The sequence below is a fragment of the Enterobacter cloacae complex sp. HYC074_NIDB genome, assembly GCF_056673345.1.
In genome coordinates this window covers 3,003,596-3,023,925 of sequence record NZ_CP114214.1, presented here as the reverse complement: position 1 = coordinate 3,023,925, position 20,330 = coordinate 3,003,596, and the positions used below count along the sequence as shown (strand labels likewise).

Annotated in this window: 14 protein-coding genes; 4 read left to right on the top strand and 10 right to left on the bottom strand. The window is 58.3% G+C overall.

The annotated features are described in order from the left end of the window. Window positions 1–11 precede the first annotated feature (11 nt). Genes O1724_RS14725 through O1724_RS14710 form a run of 4 tightly spaced genes read right to left on the bottom strand, consistent with a single transcriptional unit; the run spans window position 12 to window position 5,762 of the window. Complete coding sequence (locus O1724_RS14725) at window positions 12–1,337, bottom strand: lysine N(6)-hydroxylase/L-ornithine N(5)-oxygenase family protein (protein ID WP_045346630.1); 1,326 nt, start codon at window positions 1,335–1,337, stop codon at window positions 12–14. Beyond that, window positions 1,334–3,076, bottom strand: coding sequence for an IucA/IucC family protein (iucC, locus tag O1724_RS14720; protein WP_032609616.1), 1,743 nt, complete (start codon window positions 3,074–3,076; stop codon window positions 1,334–1,336). Before iucC ends, O1724_RS14725 begins: the two co-directional genes overlap by 4 nt. Further along, window positions 3,073–4,020 carry a GNAT family N-acetyltransferase gene (locus tag O1724_RS14715; protein ID WP_003859536.1) on the bottom strand — a complete coding sequence of 316 codons (948 nt, stop codon included), beginning with the start codon at window positions 4,018–4,020 and terminating at the stop codon, window positions 3,073–3,075. Before O1724_RS14715 ends, iucC begins: the two co-directional genes overlap by 4 nt. Continuing rightward, on the bottom strand, window positions 4,020–5,762 hold the full coding sequence (locus O1724_RS14710) for an IucA/IucC family protein (RefSeq protein ID WP_003859537.1): 1,743 nt from the start codon (window positions 5,760–5,762) through the stop codon (window positions 4,020–4,022). Before O1724_RS14710 ends, O1724_RS14715 begins: the two co-directional genes overlap by 1 nt. A 138-nt stretch (window positions 5,763–5,900) precedes the next feature. Between O1724_RS14710 and O1724_RS14705 the strand changes: the two genes are divergently transcribed. Next, on the top strand, window positions 5,901–7,100 hold the full coding sequence (locus tag O1724_RS14705; RefSeq protein ID WP_023324919.1) for an MFS transporter: 1,200 nt from the start codon (window positions 5,901–5,903) through the stop codon (window positions 7,098–7,100). 3 nt (window positions 7,101–7,103) lie between these two features. Here O1724_RS14705 and mtfA read toward each other — a convergent pair whose 3' ends face one another. Further along, window positions 7,104–7,901 carry a DgsA anti-repressor MtfA gene (mtfA, locus tag O1724_RS14700; protein ID WP_003859539.1) on the bottom strand — a complete coding sequence of 266 codons (798 nt, stop codon included), beginning with the start codon at window positions 7,899–7,901 and terminating at the stop codon, window positions 7,104–7,106. A 266-nt stretch (window positions 7,902–8,167) separates the two neighbouring features. Here mtfA and psrA point away from each other — a divergent pair, with 266 nt between their 5' ends. Further along, the gene (gene psrA, locus O1724_RS14695) at window positions 8,168–9,070 is read left to right on the top strand and encodes an L-proline-binding transcription factor PsrA (RefSeq protein WP_003859540.1); all 903 of its coding nucleotides are present in this window, start codon (window positions 8,168–8,170) and stop codon (window positions 9,068–9,070) included. Here the strand turns inward: psrA and O1724_RS14690 are convergent. From O1724_RS14690 to O1724_RS14680, 3 genes are all read right to left on the bottom strand, one after another. Further along, window positions 9,042–9,830: a substrate-binding domain-containing protein gene (locus O1724_RS14690; protein WP_032609610.1), complete on the bottom strand. Its 789-nt coding sequence runs from the start codon at window positions 9,828–9,830 to the stop codon at window positions 9,042–9,044. The two genes, psrA and O1724_RS14690, sit on opposite strands and share 29 nt — an antisense overlap. Before the next feature lie 6 nt (window positions 9,831–9,836). Continuing rightward, window positions 9,837–11,138 carry an MFS transporter gene (tcuC, locus tag O1724_RS14685; RefSeq protein ID WP_045346625.1) on the bottom strand — a complete coding sequence of 434 codons (1,302 nt, stop codon included), beginning with the start codon at window positions 11,136–11,138 and terminating at the stop codon, window positions 9,837–9,839. A gap of 260 nt (window positions 11,139–11,398) precedes the next feature. After that, complete coding sequence (locus tag O1724_RS14680) at window positions 11,399–12,694, bottom strand: serine hydrolase domain-containing protein (RefSeq protein WP_126297402.1); 1,296 nt, start codon at window positions 12,692–12,694, stop codon at window positions 11,399–11,401. Window positions 12,695–12,789: 95 nt separating this feature from the next. Between O1724_RS14680 and O1724_RS14675 the strand changes: the two genes are divergently transcribed. Then, window positions 12,790–13,695 carry a LysR family transcriptional regulator gene (locus tag O1724_RS14675; RefSeq protein WP_126297401.1) on the top strand — a complete coding sequence of 302 codons (906 nt, stop codon included), beginning with the start codon at window positions 12,790–12,792 and terminating at the stop codon, window positions 13,693–13,695. Here O1724_RS14675 and fumA read toward each other — a convergent pair. Further along, window positions 13,684–15,333, bottom strand: coding sequence for a class I fumarate hydratase FumA (fumA, locus tag O1724_RS14670; protein WP_023324915.1), 1,650 nt, complete (start codon window positions 15,331–15,333; stop codon window positions 13,684–13,686). The genes O1724_RS14675 and fumA overlap by 12 nt on opposite strands. A 52-nt stretch (window positions 15,334–15,385) precedes the next feature. Then, the gene (locus tag O1724_RS14665; RefSeq protein WP_126297400.1) at window positions 15,386–16,894 is read right to left on the bottom strand and encodes an anion permease; all 1,509 of its coding nucleotides are present in this window, start codon (window positions 16,892–16,894) and stop codon (window positions 15,386–15,388) included. A gap of 609 nt (window positions 16,895–17,503) precedes the next feature. Between O1724_RS14665 and O1724_RS14660 the strand changes: the two genes are divergently transcribed. Then, a complete protein-coding gene (locus O1724_RS14660; RefSeq protein ID WP_126297399.1) occupies window positions 17,504–20,284 on the top strand; it encodes a flavocytochrome c in 2,781 nt (926 codons plus the stop codon). Window positions 20,285–20,330: the final 46 nt, after the last annotated feature.

Below are 20,330 nucleotides of genomic sequence, written 5' to 3'. Positions count from 1 at the left end.
GAATGTGTGTGTCAGTACTCGGTGGTCTTTATTAATGATTTAAAAACCTGGCTGCTCTCCGGGCTGGTGGTGCTCCGCCAGTGGATCACGCCGGGGGTGGTTGCCAGCTCAAACGGCTCGTCATCGTGAGCGCGATTCAAAATTCGCGCCGCGCGCCAGGCCATCAGGCTGAGCTGGGGTTCGGCAATACCGAGACGGTGCATCCCGGCATTCACGGCAAACAGGCGGTTGCTCTGCGGGCCGTCCCATTCAAGGGTAAAATCGTTGTTGATGCAGAAGGCTTCATCCTCATCCAGACGCAGTCGGGAAGAGAGCGGGGCGAGAAACGCGGGCTGCACGGCGCGGTAGCCGGTGGCGAAAATCACCACGTCGCTTTCAAGCTGTTCGCGCCCGCCGTCCAGGTGATGCTGGATGCTGAGGCGAGGTCCGGTTTCCTGGCGCGTCAGCGCCGTCACCGAGCGGGACGGCATCAGGTGCGCCCAGGGTTTTTCACGCAGCACTTCGAAACGGTGGTACATGGCGCGGTAAATCGCCAGCAGGGACTCGGTGGTGATCCCGTCGGAGGTCATTTTCTGCTCCTGCAACATCTGACGTCGGGCGTCGTCACCGAGGGTCGAGAAGCTGTCCACATACTCTGGCGTGAAATACTCGTTAGCAAACGCGGCTTCATCCAGCGCGTTGTAGTTGTTGCGGCGCGACACCCAGTTGAGGCTCAGCGGCTGGCCCCATTCCCCACGGAAGATATTCAAAAACAGATCCGCACCGCTCTGGCCGCCGCCGACGACGGTGACGCGCTTGCCCGCTAAATCCGGCGTGCGCAGCATCATTTCGCTGGCGTGGAAGCAGGTATCGTCCTGCGCGGTGACGCAGTCTGGCAGATTGATCTGCTTCCCAATCCCCACGCAGACGTGCCGCGCCAGGAAGCGATCCCGCTGGGTCACGATCTCAAACAGGCCGTTTTGCTCATCAAAGCTGACCTGCTGTACCTGCTGGCTGAAGGCCAGGTTGGTGAGGTTATCCGCCGCCCAGCACAGGTAGTCGGCAAACTCCTCGCGCGACACGGTTCGCTGCTCGGTGGTGAGGAAACGGTAGAACTTTTTGCGCTGTACCAGGTAGTTCAGGAAGCTGTGGCGGTTGGTTGGCTCTACGGCGCTGACCAGATCCTTCAGGAAGCTGGTCTGCATATGGCAGTCCGGCACCATCATCCCCGGGTGCCAGGAGAAGTGCGGCTTGCGTTCAAGAAACAGCGAGCTAAAACCGTCCAGCCCCTCCGCCAGCGCGGCAATACTGAGGTTGAACGGACCGATACCAATGCCGATGAAATCATAGGTTTTCATTGCGCTGACTCCCGGGAGACCAGAAAAAGAGGGTTATCAAGATCGCAGACGTAGTTCGGCAGCATGCGGCTGCCGCCGTCGTGTTCAGAGAAGGTCAGTTTGACCGGGTTGAGGATCACGCGAATAATCTGCGGCTTAAACAGGTCGAACTTCGCGAAGCGCGCCGCAAGATCCGGATGGGCGGCCATATAACGATGTAACACCAGCGCCAGGATCTGATAGAAGCGGGTTTCATTCACGCCGCATTGCAGGGTGAGGCGGGATATAAAGCGCAGCACCGTGACAAAGTTGCCGGTTTGCAGGTCGTGGATGATGTAATCCGCGCTGAGGCGCGCCGTCACCGCTTTTACCTGCTCCGGCAGGCTCTGCGCCTGCGGGAAATCTTCATCCACCAGGCGCATATCGCCCTGGAAATCCTTCAGCAAAATGCGCTGCGGAACGTAATCTTTCATCACCAGCGTGACGTTCTGGCCGTGGGCGATGAGCGCCACCCCGTAGCGACAGAGCAGGTGATAGAAGGGGATCACCGTCGCCTCAAACAGCTTTTCCAGCCATGCGTCAGCGGTTAACCCCGAGCGTTTGATCCATGCGTCAATCAGCGGGCGCCCCTGATTATCGGTTTCCATCAGCGCCGCCATCAGCACCGCCTGTTCACCATCCTGTAAATAGCAGGATGGGTTCTCGCGCCAGATCACCCCCAGCATCTCCTGATAGCGGTACGGCGCCTCAGGCAATGCGGCATAACCCGGATGCGACAGATATCCGGCAGCGGGTTCGCCAAGCACCTGCGCCCCGGAGCGAATCAGCGTGGCATCGCTGGCAAACTGCTGCTGTAGCCAGCGCGAGGCCAGCGGACCGGCGGCAATATACTTGCCCGGAATACCGCGATAGCAGGAGGTGTTGTAGATGGTCAGCGGCAGCTTGATGTCATACGGCGCGCGACGGCTGGCGTTGGTCAGCGTGCGCAGGGACTGCTGCGCCAGATACTCATCGCCGAACTCACCCAGCTCCACCATTTCACCGCGTGCGAGCTGCGCCAGGAAATGAATGGCAATTTTTTGCTGCCATTGCCACGGGTGCAGCGGCACCGGCAGCCAGCTATCATCCAGATCCAGCTCCTGCCAGCGGGCGTCGAACCGCTCGCGCTCGGCATCGTCCATGGCGCTGGAGAGCAGGGCGTTAATATCGCAATCGGCGTCGCTGCTCCAGACCAGACGATCGCGCTGCACGGCGACCCAGTGCAGGCGAAAACGCCCGCGATATTCCGGCGCGTACAGGCGCAGGGCATCCAGCCCCCAGCCGCGGCGTCCCTTATTGAAAATAAACTTCGGGTGACCGCGCATCAGGCACTGTAGCTCGTCCGGGTCAAGGTGGATCAGCGCATCGGCATCCAGCGTTTCACGCGCCTGCAACAGCTGCATGTCGCCCCGCAGCGTGGCGTAGAGATCTTCCATGTGCTCCGCCGTTTGCGCGTCGCTCATCTCCAGTACGGTGGCCAGTTGCAGCAGCGCGTTTTCCGCTTCGACCGCCGCGCCGCTGGTGGTGGTCAGGGTATCAGGGTCAATATGCAGCCAGCCCCAGATCCCACGCGTGGCGCGAAACTGCCAGCACGCGTTGCCCATACTGATGCGCCAGTAGTCCGCCGAATCCGGCTCGGCGCGCAGGGTGCGTTCATATTCCAGTTCGGCGAGGATCTTCGCCACCATCTCGCGGTTCACTTTCTGCCAGAGCGCGTTCACAGTTCCACCTCGTGGAAGAAGCGATGACGCTCGCTCATGATGAGACGGGAGCGTTTGTGCGGGAAGTCGAACTCTTTCACCGTGTCGAAACCGGCGGACGCCAGATGGCGGAACAGACGCTGGTTGTCGAAGCGCGGTTCCGCCACAATGCGCGCCGTGCGCGGTTCATCGAGATACAGATAGTGGCTCAGGCCGCGCAGCCAGCTGCGGATATACTGCGCTCCGCGCCAGTTCTCTTCGCCCACCAGCATATGCAGCCCGCGGTCAAAGGGCTGCCAGCGATAGTGGCGGCCAATGCGGTCTTCCGCCGCCCAGTAGAGTTCAAAATAGCCGAATGGCTGATCGTCAAAGCAGCCGATCACCGGATAGCAATAGGTCGAGTCGAGCTGGCGACGCAGGTAGTTCTCCTGCTCGGCCTGCGGGCCGGCCATCTCCCAGAAAGCGTTCACGCGTGGGGTGTTCATCCAGCGGGTAAAACGCTCGCCGTCCAGCGCCACGTCCGCCACGCGGAAGCTCAGGGTGCGCTTAATCTGCGGATCGTAACGGCGATACACCTCGCCCTGCGGGCGGTGAGGGCGCAGCGGGAAGTACAGCTGACGGCTTTCATCAAACTGCATTCCGCCGCTCGCCTGCGGACGCTCGCCTTTCAGCCACAGCGGCAGCTGCCAGAAAATTTCACGCGCCAGATAATCTCCGTGAACGAGGCTAAACAGCGCCTGCGCCTGAGGTTCATCCTGCCAGGCTGCCCACGGCAGGGTAATGCCGGTCAGGGCGGGCGCGGCAACAAACAGCTGGTCGAGGGCGTCCACCAGCCAGCCGTCCGGGAGCCCGGTCAGCCGCTCCAGCACCGCGCAGCCGTCGAGACCCAGCGTCAGCGGCAGGTTTTGTTCCGTGACCGTGCAGCGAAAGCCGTAGCCGGAATGGACGATATTCGCGTTTGCCATCACGCCTTCTCCTTATAAAACGGGTTGCTAAAGTCGAAATAGATCACCGCCGGATCGACGATGGTGTTTTCGTTGCGATCGTGCAGGTAGCAGAAGAAGTTGCCTTTGCAGTTCCAGGTCGGGCTGTCGAGCACATAATCAAGGCAGCGGGTCTGCTTCGCCGTCGTGCGCAGTTCGGCCAGCGCGTCACGCACGCGGGACATCAGGTTCTCTTCGCTGTCGAAACCGGCAGCGGCGAGCGCGGCGGTGACGGCAAGGGTAGAGTTCAGCAGCAGGTAATAAGGGAAGTAGCGCAGCAGCTGGCTCTCACCGAAGCGGTTTTCAACTTCGGTTTCACCTGCCTCATTCAGCCACGCGTCGGCCCCTTCGGTCCAGGCGCTGCCCTGGCAGTCACGGTAGATCAGCCCAACGGGGAAATCCTGCTGCATCTCAACGAGGATATTTTGCTGGTGCGCCAGCAGGACCAGACCGTAGTCCGCCTCGGCGCTGAACAGCGGAAGCAATACGCGGTCGCAGTAGGCATCCAGCCAGCAGCGCGCGGCCTGGGCGAGGGGTAAGTCCAGACGCTGGCTCAGACGACGCACCGCCGCGGCGAGCAGGCTGTCGCCGCCGTCCGGCGCGGCCTGGGTCAGGCTCACCAGCACGTTGGTTTGCGTTTCAGGGGTATCGAACAGCAGATTGACGCGCAGGGCCATCAGGCTCTCTTCCTGAATGACGCCGTGCTCATCGCGCAGCCCCGCCCAGCCGTCTTCCTGCATCACACGCATGGTCGGGTAGCGCGCCTGAAGTTCCTGCCAGCGTGCCGTTTTCGCCAGCCGCGCCAGGCGCATGCCGCGCTTAACCTCTTTCACCGACAGCGTGCGCACGGAGTTGGTCAGGCGCACGCTCAGGGAGAATTTAATCATGTCGCTGTTGGTTTCACTGTACAGCGAGCGGGAAGAGCTGGTGGGTAGCCATGGCGCACCGGCTTCGCCCAGATCGCGCAGGGCGCCTTTTTCTACCAGACGCTGGCACCAGTCCTGCTCCAGCAGATAGTCGGCCTGCCACGGGTGCATCGGCAGCAGCCAGCAGGTGTCGGTGAAGTGACCGAGAAGAGCCGGCGCGCTCTGCGCTGCAAAGCGCAGCAGACGTTCCCGCAGGGAGACATTCAGGCTGTCGCCGGTAATCAGCTCATGCTCAACCGCAAACCAGCGCAGCGGGAAGCGGGAGGCGAAATCCGGCAGATAGCGACGCGCCTCGGCCTCGTTAAACGGCTCGTGCGACTTTGGGGCAGGATGAAAAGCATGGCCGACCAGCAGCGCCTGTTCCGCTTCGGCAAAGGTCAGCGGCTTATCGCGCAGGTTTGCCCAGTTGTGGCGTAAATCAATGGCCTGCCAGGTGTGTGTATGGCTTTCCAGGACGCGCTGCTTAAAGCGAGCCAGCGTATCGGCATCCAGAGCGCCTTTAACCGTCTCTTTTTCAATAATTAAATCAATCAGTTGATGGAATGTGACCGTGTCACCGCCGTCGCTGTCGGCCTGAATCAGCGTTGCCGGGAAAAGATACTGGTGATGCTGTGTGGGGGAGAAATAGCGTACCGGAACCCGAATGGCCTGGGTTGGGGAGAGCGGGATATGAATCAGTGATAACTCATCCGCACGGGTTGCGGGAAGATAGTGCCAGTCCTTCGTTTCGCGCAGCAGCGCGTTCAAAAAACACTGGGCCGCAACATCTGTACCGGCGGAGCGGGGCAGAGTACGCATAGTTGTACCTCATTCCATGACTGATAATAATTCTCGTTATGATATTCATTCTGTTTACAGTGGCAACTATTTTTGCAATATTTGTTTTCATAAACTTCATAATTTCCACACATTTATTGACATTATCTTCACAATTTTATGCGCACCCGTACCGAGAATCTCACTGACGTTGTGGCCCCCAAAGCTAACTGGCCCCTGGCACTGGGCGCCGGTTTATTAGGTATTGGACAAAACGGTTTGCTGGTCATGCTGCCGCAGCTGGTCTCCCTGACCGGATTGTCGCTCTCCGTCTGGGCCGGGCTGTTGATGTTCGGCTCGATGCTCTTTTTACCCGCATCGCCCTGGTGGGGACGCCAGAGCGAGCGGCACGGCTGTAAGATCGTTATGCTGGCCTCGCTGGGCGGCTACCTGGCGAGCTTCGTCGTGATGGCGCTGGTAGTCTGGGCGATGGCGAACGGCGCGCTGAATGCCCTCTGGGGAATGGCGGGCCTGGTTCTGTCGCGCATGCTGTACGGCCTGACGGTATCAGGGCTGGTGCCTGCGGCCCAGACGTGGGCCATTCAACGCGCGGGGTTGGATAAAAGGATGGCGGCGCTGGCGACGATAAGCTCTGGCCTGAGCTGCGGGCGTCTGCTGGGACCGCCTCTTGCCGCGCTGATGCTCGGCGTCAGCCCGGTCGCACCGCTCTGGCTGATGGCGCTGGCGCCGTTGATCGCGCTGCTGCTGGTGCTGCGCGAAGCCGCCGATCCCCCGCTGCCGCCGGTGGCGCACCAGTCGACGCGGTTACAGGCCTCCATGCTGCCTTTCCTGGTGCTGGCGCTGCTGCTGGCAGCGCTGGTCAGCCTGATGCAGCTTGGCTTATCGCCGCATCTTCATCCGTTATTCAATGGCGATGCCGTGCAAATCAGCCATCATGTCGCGCTGCTGCTAAGTCTGGCCGCCCTGGCGACCCTGGCGGCGCAGTTTCTGGTGGTACGCCCGCAGCATTTTACCCCGAGAGTTTTGCTCTTAATTGCCGCAGTGCTGATGGTGGCGGGTCTTGGGCTGATGTCTCTCGCCAGTTTAGCCCTGTTCTACGTGGGCATTGTCATCACTTCGCTGGGGGCCGCCATGGCAACGCCGGGATACCAGCTTTTGCTCAACGATCGGCTGACGACGGGCAAAGGCGCAGGGGTGATCGCCACCAGCCATACGCTGGGCTACGGCGCCAGCGCGCTGCTGGTACCCGTGGTGACGCGCTTTTACGGTGAGCAGTTTTTGATTACTGCCGCATGGGGAATGGCCCTGCTGTTTCTCGCGGTGAGCGTGTGGGTACGATCGACCGATCGTACCCCTTAAACATTAGTGGAACGGATGAGAGGATGTGCTGGCTGCGTCCTCACTTTGCCGCAGACGCTGGAGTGGATCCTGCTGATAAAATTGGCAAAAACGCTGCCACAGCGCCGGGAAGCGCGGGGCAAAAAGCTCAGGTGCGCTAAAGAAATACTCGGACAGCACCGCAAAACACTCGGCGGGATCGGTCGCGGCGTAGGCATCAATGCTGGCCGCGCTTTCACCCACCAGGTCGATCTCATCCTGAATGTTTTCCATCGCCGCGTGCAGGTCGTGCTCCCATCCCGCGACTTCACGCAGCGGGATCAGCGGCACGCCGCTGGCGCGATCGCCGTTACGGGTATCCAGCTTATGCGCCACTTCGTGAATAATCAGGTTGAAGCCCGAGGCATCGAACGAGTCTTGAATATCCAGCCAGTTGAGGATGATTGGCCCTTGCTGCCAGCTCTGCCCGGACTGCACCATACGCTGGTTGTGCACCAGCCCGATGTCATCCTCCCACTCATCATCGACGATGAACGGCGCCGGGTAGATCAGCACTTCGTGGAAGCCATCCAGCCATTCGATACCCAGCTCCAGCACCGGCAAGCAGAAGAGCAGGGCGATGCGCGAATTTTTAAGCGGATCCAGTTCGAAGCCCTGTAGCGGTACCAGCCGTTTTTGCTGTAAAAAACGCTCGGCCAGCTGAATCAGCTTTGATTGCTCTTCAGGCAAGAGATTCGCCAGCACGGGGATCGCCAGAGCCTCATCCCAGGGGAGCGCCATATTTCGACCAGCGTCGTTCGTTTTCCAGGGCCACTTAATCATCGCTTTGCTCGTTACTCGCACGTGAACAAAATGGAAAGGTCAGGGGCTGTTAGCATGCCAACATACTCTGTTAAGCAGTATGACACTCCTCATCGGCTGCATGCAGAGTGGCGGCCTGTTTAAGAGGAATCCAGCCCGCATAAACTATCACTATGTGCCGTCAGGTTGATAGCGCTTTAGGGGTATCCCCTTCATTTTGTGAAGTATGTCGTGCGCGGCTATGATAAATCTCTTCTTACCCTACCGTGCTTAAGGATCCCGTCAGTATGCCCGTCAATTTTGACCTCAACGATCTCTATGCCTTCCGCGCTTTACTGGAATACGGCAATTTCCGTCTTGCGGCAGAATCTATCTGCCTTTCCCAGTCGGCGTTGAGTCGCAGAATTGAAAAGCTGGAGGCGGCACTGGGGACAAAACTGTTCGACAGAACCACCCGGCGCGTCACGCTGACCCTGTATGGACAGACCTTTGCCGACCGGTGCGGGCAACTGCTTGCTGACGTGGAGTCCATGCTTTCGGATATCGATAAGGCCAGCGAAGAGCGCACGGGGCTGATCACCGTGGCGACGGTGCCGTCAGCCGCCTGTTACTTTATGCCGGATGTGATCCGCCGCTTTCAGTCCCGTTACCCCCGCGTGCGCATAAAACTGATCGACAGCAGCGCCGGAAATGTTATCGAGGCCGTCACCCGCGGACAGGCGGATTTTGGTATCTGCTTTGCCCGGAGTTTGCAGCCCGACATCGAGTTTGTCCCGCTGGTGGAGGATGTCTACGTGGCCGCCTGCCGACGCGACAGCCCGCTTGCAAAAAGAAAAAGCCTGACGTGGCAGGCTTTTTATCAGCAGGATTATATCGGTCTGGATAAGACCTCCGGCAACCGCAATCTTCTCGACCAGCGGGTCGGGCATATTCGGCCTGAGCGCCCCAGCATCTGCGAAACGCGGCACGTGACGACCATGCTGGGGATGGTTGAAGCCGGGATCGGCATTGCGGCCGTTCCCGCCATGTCAATGCCCCGCGCAGAGCATTCGCTGCTGACGTCGGTACCTTTAACCGAGCCTGAAGTCAGGCGAACCGTGGGGCTGATCCGCCGCCGCGGTCGGATCCAGTCCTATATTGCTGCCGAACTCGAAACGCTGATTACCGAGCAGTATCGCGAGGTGCACTGACGGGCGTTAAGCCCGTTGCCGTAATGACGCTGGCGGCCTGTGGCGAGGCGAGAAAAGTCAGCAGCGCTTTTCCCTGTTCAGGATGGTCGGCCTTCTGCGTTACGGCTCCGGCGAAACGGGTAATGTACTGAATGTCGTCAGGCAACTTACCGACAAACGTCACCCCCGGGACCGGCAGAAGCTCGCTCACCTGCTGAAAGCCGAGGTCGTATTTCCCTTTTGCCACTTCAGACGCCACCGGGATACGCTCAACCCGGTGCGCTTTATCGTGGACCTGGCCGTCTATGCCCAGCTTACGGAACAGCTGGCTCTCAACATACCGGCCGCTGGCGCTGTCGGAATAAGCCATGGAATGCGCCTTCAGCAGCGTTTGCCGCAGGGCAGGCACCGTACTGATATCCGGCACCGGCGCGCCCGCTTTGACGACCATCCCGACGGGCGAATCCGCCAGCTCCACGCGGGAGCCCGCCGCCGTCCTGCGATCCTGTTCCAGTTTCGCCAGCGCATCGCCCACCATAATCACCACGTCCGCTTTTTCGCCCCGGGCGAGCCGGGCCGGAATGGCCTGCGGCGTTTTGCCCATCGACGGGCCGGAGATCACAATGAGCCTGTCGCCGCTTTGCGCTTCGTACTGCGGCGTCAGCTTCTCCAGCGCCGCTTTGAAGCCGCCAGAAATCATCACCGTCACATCCTGCGCAAGCGCGCCCGCGCTGAGGGTGGCGAAGGTCAGGGCGGCAATCACCGTTCTGAATGTAAGCATGAGGGATCACTCCTTAACGGCAGTTTGCAGGATTAACGTGCGACGACGATAGAGATAGAGCGTTGCCAGCAGGGCGCAAACGGCGGCAAAGCTCATCCAGTAGCCCGGGGAGGCTTTGTCGCCGGTGTACTCAATTAAGGCGGTCGAAATCACCGGCGTGAAACCGCCAAAGACCGCCGTTGCCAGGCTGTAAGCCAGCGAGAAGCCCGCCACGCGCACCTCTGCTGGCATGATCTCAGTCAGGGCCGGGATCATCGCGCCGTTATACAGACCGTAGAGGAAAGAGAGCCACAGCAGCACGGTCAGCATCATTGAGAAGCTCGGAGCTGCCGCCAGCATCGTCAGCGCCGGATAGCTGGTTGCCAGCGCCAGCAGCGTCATGGCGATCAGCACCGGTTTACGCCCGAAGCGATCCGACAGCGCGCCGCCCACCGGCAGCCAGATGAAGTTGGACACCGCCACCAGCAGCGTGACCAGAAGACTGTCCGACGCGCTGAGCATCAGGACTTTTTTACCGAAGGTCGGCGCGTAAACGGTGATCAGGTAAAACGCGGTGGTGGTCATCGCCACCATCAGCATGCCCGCGACGACGACCGGCCAGTTGGCGAGCAGCGTTGTGAAGACCTGACGCATCGCCAGATGGTGGCGACGGGCGCTGAATTCCTCGGTCTCTTCGAGCTTGCGGCGCAGGAAAAAGATGAACGGCACAATCAGACAGCCAAACAGGAACGGAATACGCCACCCCCATTCGCGAATGGCAATCTCTTCCAGCACCACATTCAGCGCGAAGCCCATCGCCGCCGCGATCATAATGGCGACCTGCTGGCTACCCGACTGCCAGCTGGTGTAGAAACCCTTGCGGCCCGGCGTGGCGATCTCCGCCAGATAAACCGAAACCCCGCCCAGCTCGGCGCCTGCCGAAAAACCCTGCAACAGGCGGCCGGTCAGCACCAGCAGCGGCGCCCACAGGCCAATGCTCTGGTAAGAAGGGATCAGCACGATCAGGAAGGTTCCGGCGGCCATAATTGACAGGGTGACGATCAGCCCTTTACGGCGACCCACTTTATCAATGTAAGCCCCCAGCACAATGGCCCCGATCGGACGCATCAGGAAGCCCGCGCCAAAGACGGCGAAGGTCATCATCAGTGACGCAAATTCACTGCTTGCCGGGAAAAAAGTATGGGCGATGTAGGTGGCATAAAAGCCGAACAGAAAGAAGTCGAATTGCTCAAGAAAGTTGCCCGACGTGACGCGAAAAATCGCGCCCGCTTTCGCACGAACCGTTGCAGGTGAGGTTGAGGAAACCATGATTATCTCCAGTTTTATAGCGACGTTATGCTCGTCTGTTTCTGAAAACTGGATCAGGAAGTGGAAATTAATAAGCGCAAATAGCGCATAAACCGATGCGTGTGGTGCATTAATGACAATGCGTTGACCAGTATTTACATATTCAACAATAACTTAACATTTCGATGATCTTTTATTTACCACGTTTCGCTAAGTCGCTGATATATCAGTTTTGTGACACCGCGCAGATGAGAAGCCAGGCGGGGCCTGGCTTGGGATTATCAGCGCAGCGCGTTCGCAATCGCGCTAAACATCAGCGACGCTTCCAGCGGCTGGGCGCTGAATGACGGCTCTGCCTGCGGCCAGGTGGACCACTGGACGATAACCAGATTTTCTTTCTGATTAACCATGATCATCTGCCCAAAAATACCCAGCGCCCACAGGGAATCCTTCAGCGAATTTTCGACTTTCGGCTCCACATTTGTGGCGGTGGCTGGCACTTCATTGTTCCACCACTGGTAGCCGTACAACCCCTTCGGATGCGCCTCGGACACCGATCCTTTGGCCTGTGTCCAGGCTGAGGACTGTTTCACCCAGCCCTCGGGGAGGATCTGCTTTCCGTCCGGCAGGGTACCGTTATGCAGGATAAACTCCCCGAAACGCCCCCAGTCTTCCAGCGTGGCGTTGAACCCATGCGCACCCACGTCGTGCTGGCCTTTGCTGTAGGCATGCCACACGCCGTCGCTCGCCATACCGTACGGCTGCCAGATGCTTTTCTCCAGATACGCCGCGAGCGTCATGCCGGTGGCGCGCTCAAGCACATCGCCTAACAGCCAGGCACCACCCGAGGAATAGGACCAGTTTTCGCTCGCCGGGTGTTCACGGTGTAACCCCTTCACCAGGGTGCGCACACAGTCGTAGGTGCCCGGTTTCGCTTCGCATTCGGTAAGCCGGGCGAAGTCAGATTGCGCGTTGGTGTAATCTTCAGTCCACGCCACGCCCGAGGTGTGGGTGATGAGCTGTTTCAGCGTTACGCCCTCCCAGGCGGTGCCTTTTAAATCCGGTTCGTATTGGGTGACAAGGTCGTCCAGGGAGTGGATTTTCCCTTCTTTAATCGCAACACCCACCAGCGCGGAGACCACGGATTTGCCCACGGAACGCGACGTCCAGAGCGTAGAGTCGGTATTGCCTTCTCCCAGATATTTATAGGCCACTTTGCCATTTTTCAGCACCAGCATGCCGCTGACGTTCTGGCGTTTCAGGTAATCCTGAAGATTGTAAATCTTACCCTTCACCTGATAGCGGGCATCGGTGAGCGGTTTTTCTGCGGGCAGCAGTGGCGTAGCGTTGCCGTGGCGGAACACATCCCCCGCGTAGTTGCGGTAGTCATTGCGAAAGCCCACCACGCGATCGGCCTGGCTCCAGGTGAGCATGGTATGTGCGTCCGGGAGTCTGGCATCGAAAGGCGCCGGACAGGTCGTGAGGTCGGTACCGTTGCAGGCCGCCATGACGGCGGGCGAGAGCAGGCTGCTGATAACCAGCGCCGTGAGCAGTGTGCGGTTTGTTTTGATTTTCATATTTATCTCGTTTGGCTCAGGAAGGACTTCAGTTTAAGAACCTGAGGCCTATAATAAAAAACGCGTTATGGGGGAAAATCCCCCGGAAAAATCGCGTGGAGAATGACGTGGCATCACTGATCTATTCCTTTGCCCAGCTTGAGGCGTTCACCGCCGTCGCTGAGCACGGCAGCCTGATGAAGGCGGCCAGTAAACTCGGCAAAGATCGTACAACCCTGCGGGATCTGATCGATTTCCTTGAGGATGGGCTGGGCTACGCGCTGTTCCTGCGGGAGGGGCGTAGCCTGCGCCTGACGCCGGAGGGGGAGCAGCTTCAGCGGCAGGCGCACCTGCTGATGCGGCAGGTCAAAGCGTTTGAGGCGTTTGCCCGTACGGTGCCGGACAGCGCGACGCAGGACATTGCCCTCGTTTACGATCCGTTCACCCCCAGAGCCTTTTTGCAGGCGCTGATCGCTACGCTGGCGACGAAAAAGATCCGCCTGAGCCTGACCAGCGCATCGCGCGATGAGGCGGAAGCGATGCTGGCAAACGGTCAGGCCGATCTGGGGATCTGCCAGGCGCGCAACCGCAGCGTGGGCAATGAGATGGAGTGGCGGGCGCTGGGGGCGATCGAAATGGATTTTTACGCCGCAACGGCGCTTTTTGCGGAGGTTGCGTCGCCGGTGTCGCTGCTCGATCTCTCTCTGGTGCCACAGGTGATTATGCATCCCGCGTCAGACGAGCCGGTTGCCCGTCGCCTGCAAATTTCAGGGCACACGCTTTTCACTAACGAACTGGAGATGCTGCGCGGCCTGCTGGAGCAGGGCTGCGGCTGGGGGTTTTTGCCGACCCATCTTCACGCAACGCAGTGGAAAAACGTAAAAAGGCTGCCCACCGAAGTGGGCAGCCAGGGGATAAGCCAGACGATGGTCACCATCTGGAAGCCGGGCAGCGACAAGCGCGGGTTGATCAACGATACGCTCTCGCAGCTTCCGGCGTTATGGAAACGCTCAGCGCTGTGAGCACCCTTTGCACTGTTTATTCTGGATCTGCTGGAAGAAGTCGTTGCCTTTGTCATCCACCAGGATAAACGCCGGGAAGTTCTCCACTTCAATTTTCCAGATGGCTTCCATTCCCAGTTCAGGATACGCCACGCACTCCAGACTCTTGATGCTGTTTTGCGCCAGTACCGCCGCCGGGCCGCCAATGCTGCCGAGGTAGAAGCCGCCGTGCTTATGGCAGGCGTCGGTGACCTGCTGGCTGCGGTTACCTTTGGCCAGCATGATCATGCTCGCACCGTTGGATTGCAGTAAGTCTACATAGGAGTCCATACGCCCGGCGGTGGTCGGGCCTAAGGAGCCAGACGCGTAACCTTCTGGCGTTTTCGCCGGGCCTGCATAGTAAATCGGGTGATCTTTAACGTACTGCGGCAGTTCTTCCCCGTTGTCGAGCAGCTCTTTCAGCTTCGCATGGGCGATGTCACGCGCCACGATGATGGTGCCGCTCAGCGACAGGCGGGTGGAGACAGGGTGCGCGGAAAGCTGCGCCAGAATGTCGGGCATCGGCTTATTCAGATCAATGCTTACCACGTCGCCTTCCCCCTGCTGGCGCAGGGATTCAGGAATATACTGGCCCGGATTGTGCTCCAGCTTCTCAATCCAGATCCCCTCGCGGTTAATCTTCGCCTTGATGTTGCGGTCAGCGGAGCAGGAGACGCCCATGCCGATCGGGCAGGAGGCGCCGTGGCGCGGCAGACGGATCACGCGAATATCGTGCGCGAAGTATTTCCCGCCAAACTGCGCGCCCAGGCCGAGGTTTTGCGCTTCCTGAAGCAGTTCCTGCTCGAGCTGGACGTCGCGGAACGCCTGGCCGTGCGCGTTGCCTTCGGTTGGCAGGCCATCGTAGTAGCGCGCAGAGGCGAGCTTGACGGTTTTCAGCGTGGCTTCCGCAGAGGTGCCGCCGATAACGAAGGCGATATGGTAAGGCGGGCAGGCCGCGGTGCCCAGGGTCCGCATCTTCTCAACCAGATAATTTTTCAGCTTCGCCGGGGTGATCAGCGCTTTGGTTTCCTGATACAGATAAGTTTTGTTGGCGGAACCGCCGCCTTTCGCCATGCACAGGAATTTATACTCGTCACCATCAACGCTGTAGAGGTCGATCTGCGCGGGCAGGTTGGTGCCGGTATTCACCTCTTTATACATATCCAGCGCCGCATTCTGCGAGTAGCGCAGGTTGTCTTCAATATAGGTGTTATACACGCCCTGACTCAGCGCCGCTTCGTCGCCGCCGCCGGTCCAGACGCGCTGGCCTTTCTTACCCATAATGATTGCCGTACCGGTATCCTGACAGGTGGGCAGCACGCCTTTCGCCGCAATTTCGGAGTTGCGCAGGAATTGCAGGGCAACGTACTTATCGTTCTGGCTGGCTTCCGGATCGTTAAGAATGGCGGCAACCTGCTTCTGATGAGACGGACGCAGCATAAACGCGGCGTCGTGGAAAGCCTGCTGCGCCAGCAGGGTCAGGGCTTCCGGCTCCACTTTCAGCACTTCCTGACCGTCGAACTCGGCAACGGAGACATGCTCTTTGGTCAGCAGATAGTATTCGGTGTCGTCATGCGCGAGAGGGAAGGGGTTCTGGTAGATAAAGGGTTTGTTTGACATAGCTTGCTCCACAAAAATAAAACCGCCGGAGGATATGTCCGGCGGTCAGGAATCAGAACATCATGGACATCCACGGGTAACCAATCAGCAGCAGGGCCGCCAGGAAGATGGCACCGAAGATGGTGCCGAGGCGCCAGTAGTCTTTGGTTGGCAGGTAACCGCTACCGTAGTAAATCGGGCTTGGACCCGTACCGTAGGGGGTAATGATCCCCATCACGCCCAGTGAGGTCACCATCAGCAGGACGAACACTTCCATATTCATGCCCGGAATGGTGGAGGCGATAGTCAGCATCGCAGGCAGCAGCGCCGTGGTGTGCGCGGTGGTGCTGGCGAACAGATAGTGCAGCAGGTAGAACGCCAGCAGCAGCACGATGGTGGCGACACCCGGAGAAATACCGCTCATCAGCAGGCCGCCTTCTTTACCCAGCCAGCTGATAAAGCCGGTGGAGGAGAGGCCATCCGCCAGCGCCACCAGGGTGGCGAACCACACGAAGGTATTCCACGCGGCTTTGTTACCGGTGATATCGTTCCACTCCAGCACGCCGGTCCACAGCATCAGGCCAACGATCAGCAGGGCAGCCATGGCCGGTTCAATCCACGCCGCGGCGAAGATCCACATCAGCAGCGCACAGCACACGAACACCAGCAGCAGGATCTCATTGCGCGACAGTTTGCCCAGTTTTTCCAGTTCACGGGTCGCCCACAACGGTACTTCGTTGTTTACCTTCACTTCCGGCGGGTAGAACCAGTAAGCCAGCAGCGGCATGGTCAGGATCAGCAGAATACCCAGCGGCAGGAAGGCGAGGAACCAGGTCCCCCATGAGATATCAATTCCGACCGTGCTTTTTACCAGCGCCAGCGCCAGCAGGTTAGGCGCCAGAGCGGAAAGGAACATCGAGCTGGTGATACAGGCCGCGGTAATTGCCACCCACATCAGATACGAACCGATTTTACGCGCGCTTGGGTCGTTGGGTTTTGAACCGTACAGCGGCGGCAGGTTGGCGATGATCGGGTAGATGGTCCCACCGCTGCGCGCGGTATTGGACGGGGTAAACGGGGCCAGCAGCAGGTCCGCAAACGTAATGGCGTAACCGAGCGTCAGGCTGCGACGGCCCAGATATTTCACCAGTATCAGCGCCAGGCGGCGGCCGAAGCGGGTTTTGTCGTAGCCCGCAGCAAACATAAAGGCACCGAAGATCAGCCAGACGGTGGAGTTACCAAACCCGCTGACCGCCCATTTAAAGGAGGCGCCCGCCAGCTTGAATTTTGGCTCAGCCAGCTGTTCCGGGCTAAAGAGCACCCACTGGCTGCACAGCGCAATCGCCACGACGCCGGTAAGACCGATCACGGCGCCCGGCAGAGGTTCGAAAATCAACCCGACGATGACGCCAACAAAGATGGCGAAGTAGTGCCACGCATAAGGCGGCAGCCCGTCCGGAACGGGAACAAACAACAGCAGGACGGCAACAATGACGGGCAAAGCCATCATCAGCAGTCGTTTTGCTGTTCCATTTGATGCCAGATTCGCCGCAGGAGGCGTTACAGCAGTTTTTGTATTCATAGTTTCACGTCTTAAGTTGTCAAAAATTCGTCGTACAGCGAAAACACAAATTCGATTGCTTTATTCGTTTTGCTTTTTTTAGTTATTTAAGGTGCGTTTTTGTGTTTTCAGTAATAGCGATTTAACGCATTTTTGTTTGCGCCAAATAAAAAATGATGATGTTTTTATATTGCTCTTTTGAATGCCATAACTATTGATCACGATCAAAAAAACGGAACTGAATGGCTATTTTTATATTTTTTATAATAACCACTCTGAGTAGTGTGGTTATTCGCTGATTTTACGCATTTTATGTATCAAAACTATAACATTTAAATTTTGGTGATTTTTCTTGTTGTTGTTTTATTTGGTTTTTTAGTAGTTGTGGTGTATTGGTTTGACCTTTTGTGATTTAACTTTTTTTAAATTATTGTGAACGAGTGAAACATTCGCGCTAACACCAATGTGTTATTAATGTTATCGAAGGGATTAAATAGTTTATTAACTAACGTAATGGCTTTATAAACTAAAAAAAGCTTTATATTACTATCATGACATCGGCAAAAAACACGAAATAAAAAAATCATCCCGATAACGAATTCTTAATTTTTAAAGTTTGGAGTTTCTATTATGAGCACTAACGAACGTATTTTAAGCCCCTTCACATTACCGAATGGTACTGAACTGAAAAACCGTTTGTTAATGGCCCCGATGACAACCTGTACCGGTTATTACGATGGCACCGTGACCAGCGAGCTGGTGGAGTACTACCGCGCCCGCGCGGGCAGCATCGGCACCATCATCGTTGAGTGCTGTTTTGTTGACGATCTCGGCCTGGCGTTCCCGGGCGCAATTGGCATTGATAACGACGAGAAAATCGCCGGGCTGGCAAAAATCGCTGACGCCATCAAGTCAAAAGGCTCCAAAGCCCTGCTGCAAATCTACCACGGCGGCCGTATGGTCGACCCAAAACTGATCGGCGGTCGCACGCCGGTTGGCCCAAGCGCCGTTGCCGCGCCGCGTGACGGTGCCGCCACGCCGGTTGCCCTGACCGCGGAAGAGGTGGAAGGCATGATCGGCAAGTTTGGCGAAGCCGTGCGCCGCGCAATTCAGGCCGGGTTCGACGGCGTCGAAATCCACGGGGCGAATACCTATCTGATCCAGCAGTTCTTCTCCCCGAACTCCAACCAGCGCGACGACGAGTGGGGCGGCAGCCGCGAAAACCGCGCGAAATTCCCGCTGGCGGTGCTGGACATTACCCACAAGATGGTGCGCCAGTACGCGGACGACGCGTTTATCATTGGCTACCGTTTCTCTCCGGAAGAGCTGGAAGTCCCGGGCATTCGCTTCGAAGATACCCTGTATCTGCTGGAAAAACTGGCCGCGCGCGGGGTGGATTATCTCCACTTTTCCCTCGGCGACGCCCTGCGTCCTTCTATCGTCGATACTCAGGACCCGACGCCACTTATCGAAAAATACTGCGCCATGCGCTCAGACACGCTGGCTCAGGTACCGGTGATGGGCGTTGGCGGCGTGGTGAATGCCACGGATGTGAATGAAGCGCTGGATTACGGTTACGACCTGATTGCCGTTGGTCGTGCCACCATCGCCTATCCGGACTGGACCGATCGCATCGCGGCGGGCGAAAGCCTGGAGCTGTTTATGGACAGTACCCGACGCGAAGAACTGAGCATCCCGGAACCGCTGTGGCGCTTCTCGCTGGTGGAAGCGATGATCCGCGACATGAGCATGGGCGAATCTAAATTCAAACCGGGCACCTTTATTGAAAAAGTGCAGGACGATGCTAACGAACTGGTGATTAACGTCAGCCTCGAAACCGATCGTATTGCCGATATCGAACTGGCCTCCGGCCCGAGTGAAGACGTCGAGTTTGTCACCAGCTTCGAAGAGATCCGCTCCCGTATTCTTGATGCCAACACTCCGCACGTGGATGCTATCACCGGCGCGACCAGCCAAAGCGAGGCGGTGAAAAAAGCGGTCTCGAAGGCGATGCTGAAATCCAGCAAAGCGCTGGCAGCGGAAGAGGGCGCTGACCCGAATGAGACTAAAAGCGTGGATGTTGTAGTGGTCGGCAGCGGCGGCGCCGGTCTTGCGGCGGCGATTCAGGCGCATGACGAAGGCGCGAGCGTGCTGATCGTCGAGAAAATGCCAACCATCGGCGGGAACACCATTAAAGCCTCGGCCGGGATGAACGCGGCGGAGACCCGCTTCCAGCGCGTGAAAGGTATTCAGGACAGCAAAGAGCTGTTCTACCAGGAAAGCCTGAAAGGCGGTGGCAACAAGAACAACCCTGAACTGCTGCGTCGCTTTGTCGAGAACGCGCCGCAGGCCATCGAATGGCTGGCAACGCGCGGCATTATGCTGAACGACATCACCACCACCGGCGGGATGAGCATCGACCGTACGCACCGTCCGAAAGACGGTTCCGCAGTGGGCGGGTATCTGATCAGCGGCCTGGTGCGTAACGTCAACAAGCGCAACATCGAGGTGATGCTGGATACCTCCGTGAACGACATCATCTTCGAAAACGGCGAAGTGACCGGCGTGCGTCTGACCACCGAAGAGAACGAAACCCTCACCGTGGCAACCAAAAGCGTGATTGTGGCAACGGGCGGCTTCAGCGCCAACAGCCAGATGGTGGTGAAATACCGTCCGGATCTTGCAGGGTTCGTTACCACTAACCACAAAGGGGCGACCGGGGGCGGTATCGCGCTGCTGGAGCGTATCGGTGCAGGCACAGTGGATATGGGCGAAATTCAGATCCACCCAACCGTTGAGCAGAAAACGTCGTATCTGATTTCCGAATCCATCCGCGGCGGCGGGGCGATTCTGGTAAACCAGCAGGGCAACCGCTTCTATAACGAAATGTCGACCCGCGATAAAGTCTCGGCGTCAATCATCGCGCTGCCGGAGAAATACGCTTACATCGTCTTTGACGAGCATGTTCGCGTCAAAAATAAAGCCGCGGATGAGTACATCGCGAAAGGGTTTGTTACCAGCGCCAGCTCGCCAAAAGCCCTGGCGGAAGCGCTGGGGATGGATCACCACCAGTTCCTGGCAACGCTGGAACGCTACAACGTCTTTGTGGAGAAACAGCACGATGACGACTTTGGACGTACCACCGCGCTGCGTGCGCCAATCAACGAAGGGCCGTTCTACGCCATTCAGATTGCACCAGGGGTTCACCACACCATGGGCGGCGTGACCATCAATACCGATACCTGCGTGCTGGACAGCAACCACAACGTATTGCCGGGAGCGTTTGCTGCGGGTGAGGTTGTCGGGGGCATCCACGGCGGTAACCGCATCGGCGGTAATGCGGTGGCAGATATCATTATTTTTGGTACGCTTGCAGGACATCAGGCGGCTATGCGTTCGAAAACACGGTAAGGCTCCTGTTTCCCCGGCGGCGCGGTGCCTGCCGGGGCTACACCTG